The 5455-nt window shown below is 64.8% G+C and carries 2 protein-coding genes; both read left to right on the top strand.

What is annotated here, in order from left to right; translation table 11 throughout:
• The first annotated feature begins 921 nt into the window (after positions 1-921).
• Positions 922-4098 carry a MobF family relaxase gene (gene mobF, locus ABH936_RS13960; protein WP_404603546.1) on the top strand — a complete coding sequence of 1059 codons (3177 nt, stop codon included), beginning with the start codon at positions 922-924 and terminating at the stop codon, positions 4096-4098.
• A 377-nt stretch (positions 4099-4475) separates the two neighbouring features.
• Positions 4476-5090, top strand: coding sequence for a hypothetical protein (locus ABH936_RS13965; RefSeq protein ID WP_259880284.1), 615 nt, complete (start codon positions 4476-4478; stop codon positions 5088-5090).
• Positions 5091-5455: the final 365 nt, after the last annotated feature.

Genomic DNA, 5455 nt, shown 5'->3' on the forward strand with positions numbered 1-5455 from the left:
GCGCGTGGGTTCCGAAACCTCATCAACTATCGCTAGGCCACTACTCAAAGCCGGCGACTTCCAGACCGCGACTACACCCTCGATTGGGATCAGCCAGTAAAGGGTCTGAGTTCTCGTGGTCGCTGTAGGGGTGGTGTCGGGCCTGCCGACTAGATCGACCGTTATGGCGGAGTACCAGTAAGACTTCTGGATAAAGTTTTTACACGTGTACTTCGCTGTCACACGGCGACCTGTTCCACCCGTGTTCGGGCCACTCCGCCGGACACAGGAGCGGGTCTACCCCGATCACACTGCTACGAAGTAGCGGGCCGAAGACCTGAACTTCCAAGGGGTGAGGTACCGTCGGGGCAGACGAACTGCATAGGGGCATAAAGGAAGGGCCAGGAGGTAGGAACTCCTGACCCTTCGAGAGACCTAGGACGTAGGACTCCTGATCTCTCGACCGGTAGCAGTACAAGCTGCTTGCCGGCCACGCTTTTCGCCACGCACTAGAAGCGTAGCGCGAAGCTCGCCCGTCGTCACGGTGGCGCTCCAGGCTCCACGCCGACACCCACAGCGTTCCTATCGAGGTCGTAGCGCGGCCCCCGCCGAGTGCAGTAGTGCGACCGTGTTGGGAGAGGCCGTTAGAGGGCAGGTCCGTTCACCGTCTGTTTCAGCTCCTCTCGTCGGCAGCGTTGACTGCTCGAGCCACCCGCTCGCAGTCACCCCGCACGCCGCCGATACCACCGCAGCATCGGGCAGCGTCAGCGTGCCTGGCTGCTGCCAGGAAACCCCCGTTCTCCGTCACGTCACCGTGCGCGTCGTATCCCCCCATTTCTCTTAGGCACATTTGCACAGAGTGCTTACCAGCTACGCTGGCCCTAGCGGGCCATCGTTCGCTGGTGTCGGTTCGGCGTGGTGTGAGGGGGTGTGTTGGCTGTGATGACGGCGGCGAAGCTAGGCGCGGGCAGCACGGACTACTACGAGTCGACGGTGGCTGAGGGTGCGCGTATCCCGGGTGCGGACATGACGGACTACTACGGCGAGGCGGGGGATGCTGCGGCGCGGGTGTTCGTGGTGGGGCGCGGGGACGGGGAGCGCGCGGAGATGGAGTCGTATCTGGGGGTGGGCGATGGTCAGGTGCTCGATGGGTTGATGGTTGGGGCGTGGTTCAACGAGCCGATCGCGCCGTCGGGGGCGTCGTTGGGGCGGGCGTACTCGGAGCGCAGCGTGTACGGCTACGACGTGACGACGGCGGCGCCGAAGAGCGTGTCGATGCTGTGGGGGCTGAGTGATGATGCGGTGGTGCACGAGCAGATCGTGGCCGCGCATGAGGCGGCGATCAGGTCGGCGCTCGGGTATCTGAGTGAGCATGCGGGGTACACGCGGGTGCACAACCCGGTGACGGGTCAGAAGGACTTGGTCCGCACGTTGGGGCTGAGTGGGGTCGCGTATCAGCACCGCACGAGCCGTGCGGGTGATCCGCACCTGCACACGCATGTGTTGATCCACAACAGGCAGGTTCGTGCTGACGGGGGCGGCGTGGGCAGCTTGGACGGGCAGAGCTTGCTGCACGAGCTGAAGGCTGGCGGGTCGATCTATCAGGCGGCGTTGCGTGCGGAGTTGTCGCAGCGGCTGGGGGTGTCCTGGAAGGACGTGGACCCGACGACGGGTCAGGCCGATTTGAAGCAGGTCAGTCGTGAGCACATCGAGGCGTGGTCGCAGCGGCACAACCAGATCAGCGCGTGGACTGATGAGCACTTGTCTGGGGCGGATGCGGGGGTGAGCGCGGCGCAGTTGGCGCAGGCGCAGAAAGCGACTCGTGAGCACAAGGAGACCGGCGCGAGTGATGAGCAGTTGCGGGCGCAGTGGCGTTCGGATGTGCGCGCGCAGGGCCTCGATGTTTCGGCGTGGATGGGTGGTGTGCGGGCTGACGCGCCGGTGGTGTTGCCGTCGGCGGAGGCGGTGCTGGAGCAGTTGTCGCAGGTGCGTTCGACGTTCACCCGTGCTGATGCTGTCGAGGTGGCGGCGGCGTTGATGCCGCCAGCCATGCCCGCGCAGCAGGTACGCGCGGCGGTGGAGGAGCTTGCCGGGCAGGTCGTGGGTGAGGCGCTGATCTTGAGCGTTGATCCGGACAAGCAGCACGGTGAGCGCCTGGCGCATGAGCGTGAGGGCAGCGTGCGGTACGCGAGCACGGAGACGATCGAGCGTGAGCAGCTGATGCTGCGCAGCGCGCAAGAACGGGTTGCGGGGCTGGCTGTCGACGAGGCGGTGCTGGCAGCAAGTGGGGGCGTGCTGGAGCGGTTGAGTGCGGATCAGCGGCAGGCCGTCACGACGATGGCGCGCAGTGATGCGCGGGTGACGCCGTTCGTTGCGCCGGCGGGATCGGGCAAGACGTTCTCGTTGGCGTCGTTGCAGCAGTTGTACGCGGCGCAGGGACGCGAGGTCGTGGGTTTGGCGCCGACGGGCAAGGCCGCGGACGTGATGACTGGTGAAGGTGTCGTGACGTCGGCGTCAACGGTCGCGGCGATGCGAGCCAGGATCGAAGCCGGCCGGCACGGATGGTCGCCTCGAACGGTCGTGTTCGTGGATGAGGCCGGCATGGTGGGTACCCCTGATCTGGCGCGGATCATCGAGGCGGGGCGTGAGGCTGGGGCGAAGATCGTCTTGACCGGGGATCCTGCTCAGTTGGACCCGGTCAAGGCCGCGGCCGGTGGCTTTTCGTTGCTGGCTGAATCGTGTGCGGACACGGCGCAGCTGTCGCAGGTACGCCGTCAGGTCGATGCTGATGAGCGCGCCGCTGGGTTGGCGCTGCGTGAGGGCAGCGTCAGCGAGGTGAACATGGCTGCTGACTGGTACGCGCACGCTGATCGTCTGCGCCTGGGGAACGACGCCGCGATGCTCGAGGCGGCGTACCGGGCGTGGGCCCGTGATCGTGACGGCGGGCTCGAGGCGCGGCTGATCACGCAGAAACTCGAGGTCGCGGACGCGTTGAATGTGCGCGCTCAGGCTGAGCGGTTGCCGCAGCTGCTCGAGACAGCCCGCCAGGACGCTTACCGGCAGGGCCTGAGTCCGCGTGAGAGCGACGCGTTCGTGAAGGCGCAGGTGCGGACGGTTCCCACCTCACGCGGGCAGCAGGCACGCATCGGCGATGACCTGATCACCCGCAAGAACACCGCCAGGCTGCGCGCGAGCGACGAGCATGGACATGACGCTGGGGCGGTGCGTAACGGGCAAACATGGCGGGTACAGGCGACCCGCGATGACGGCAGCGTCGTCGTGACACGCCCCGGCGAGGACGGAACGGTCAGCGCGTTCCTGCCCGGCGAGTACGTGCGCGAATCAACGCATCTGGGATACGCAGTCAGTGTGCACGCAGCGCAAGGAATGACCGCTGATCGTGTACACGCCGTCCTGGACGCCAGTACCGCCGACCGGGGCGCTTTGTACGTCGCGATGACGCGCGGGCGGCACCGCAATACGGCCTACCTGACGGAATCACGCGTCGGGGACCAAGCGCATGAGCACGGCGCGCACGCGTCGACGGTCAAGCCGTGGCATGCGACCAGTGGTGAAGCGCGGCGCGCATTCGTCGCAATCGCGAGTCGTGATACTCGAGATCGGGCTGCACACACTGTTCTGGCCGAGGCCCGCAGCGAATACGCCGCCCATGTCGCCGCACGCGCTGCGCACGTGAAAGCAAACCCGCCAGCAGAGTTGGTGCGCGCCCAAGCCCGCGCTGAACGGCGCGCCATGGAAAAGGCCCAACACGACGCGTCGAGGATCGAGTCACCGGAAGATATTGCGGCAGCTTTCGACGCCGAATGGGACGCCTACGACACCGAAAGAAGCGAACCTCCCCAGCACGAACGTTTCCAGACGGCGCTGGCTTCTTTGAAGCGGATGAATGCGGAACAGCGACGAGGGGCGACCACAGCCGGTAGCGGAATCGCACCCAAACCCAGTAGCAACGAAGAAGCGTTGGAGCGCATCCGCCGCCGAGTCGAAGAACGCCGTACAGGCAAACCCGCGCCAGGGCGAGCCACGAACACGCAACCGCGATATGACCGCTTCGACTCCCCGACCTATCGGGACAACGGCCCCAGCATCGACCGGTAACACCTCTCCCTGGCCGGGGGCACCTCCAAGGCTCTGAGCGCAAGGGGGGCGTGTCCCTTGCGCTCGTCGCCCGCCCGGCATCGCACCCTGCCAGAACGAGCCCGGACCTACGGCACCCCTCCGCAAGCTCCGGGGCACACTCCGGCCCGGCCCCGTCCCGGCTGATCGGGAACTCACGCCGAACGGGCGACGAGCGCAAGGGACACACCAAGGGGGGCCGGCCACGAAACCCCTACCGCACCCACCCGACACGCGCACTCAACGCCCCCATCACCGCCACAACCAGGGGGTGACACACACTAGAACCCATGTCACCTGTCACCCCTGACACGTCACCCCCGCACGACACCCCCATGTCACCCCTGTCACCCCCACCCATGCTCACCCTCAACGAAGCAGCCAACCGCCTCGGCATCAGCACCAGAACCCTGCAACGACGCCGCGAAACACTCATCGAACACGGTGCCTACCGCGACCACACCGGCTGGCACATCCCCGAAACAGCCCTCGCGGCACTCACCGACACCGGACACGTGTCACCCCCTGTCACCCCTGACACGTCACCCCCTAACCGGACACCTGTCACCCCCAATGTCACCCCCGTGTCACCCCCCAACCAGGACGAGCTCGAGCGACTCAAAGAAGAACTCGCCACCGCAACCGCCGACGCACGCGAATGGCGCGCCCGAGCCGAAGAACGCGACCGCGAACGCACCCAACTCCTCGAACGCGCCCACGCCGCCGAAACCACGGCCCGCGAAGCCACCGCCACCGCAGCAGCCCTCGCACTCACCCTCAAGCAACTCGAAGCACCCACACCCCCAAAACCCGCACCCAAACCACAGCGGCAGAACAGTGAGGAGCAAGGCTTCAAAACACGGGAACCCGCCGGGCGCAACAAGGGTGGAACCGTACGTCGAGCTGTTTCGTTGGGCCTTCAGAGATTAATTTGGACGGACCTCTATAAAAAGAATCAGTCGAACAACAGCTGATTGAATCACCTGCATCACATATCGTTCTCTCCAGAACAAGCGATAGCCAGAGGAGGCGCAAAATGAGCAGTAAACATGAAAAGATGGTGGTTGAAGGTATTGAATTTACCATCGAAAAAAATAATGATGGTTCTTACGACTACGTTAGGTCCGACGGTCGGGGGTTTACTTCAATGCCATCGAAGAGGGAAGAACGTTCTCATGCTCAGCATCGTAAGCACATAGAAATTTACTTGCGCACAGTCACGGATGATGATTAAACGCCACAGTAAAGGGGCTCATCCCAGTCGAGGGTGTAGACGGGGTCTGAACCCGCCGGTCTCGAGCAGGCTCCTGGCGATGTAGTTGGTGAGGTTGCGGAACCC

The sequence above is a fragment of the Dermacoccus sp. GAS27A genome, assembly GCF_044909235.1.
Taxonomy (GTDB): domain Bacteria; phylum Actinomycetota; class Actinomycetes; order Actinomycetales; family Dermatophilaceae; genus Dermacoccus; species Dermacoccus nishinomiyaensis.

Bases quoted from the DNA above. Each gene is read 5' to 3' on its own strand.
- ABH936_RS13965 (WP_259880284.1), top strand. From the start codon at position 4,476: ATGCTCACCCTCAACGAAGCAGCCAACCGCCTCGGCATCAGCACCAGA.
- mobF (WP_404603546.1), top strand. From the start codon at position 922: ATGACGGCGGCGAAGCTAGGCGCGGGCAGCACGGACTACTACGAGTCG.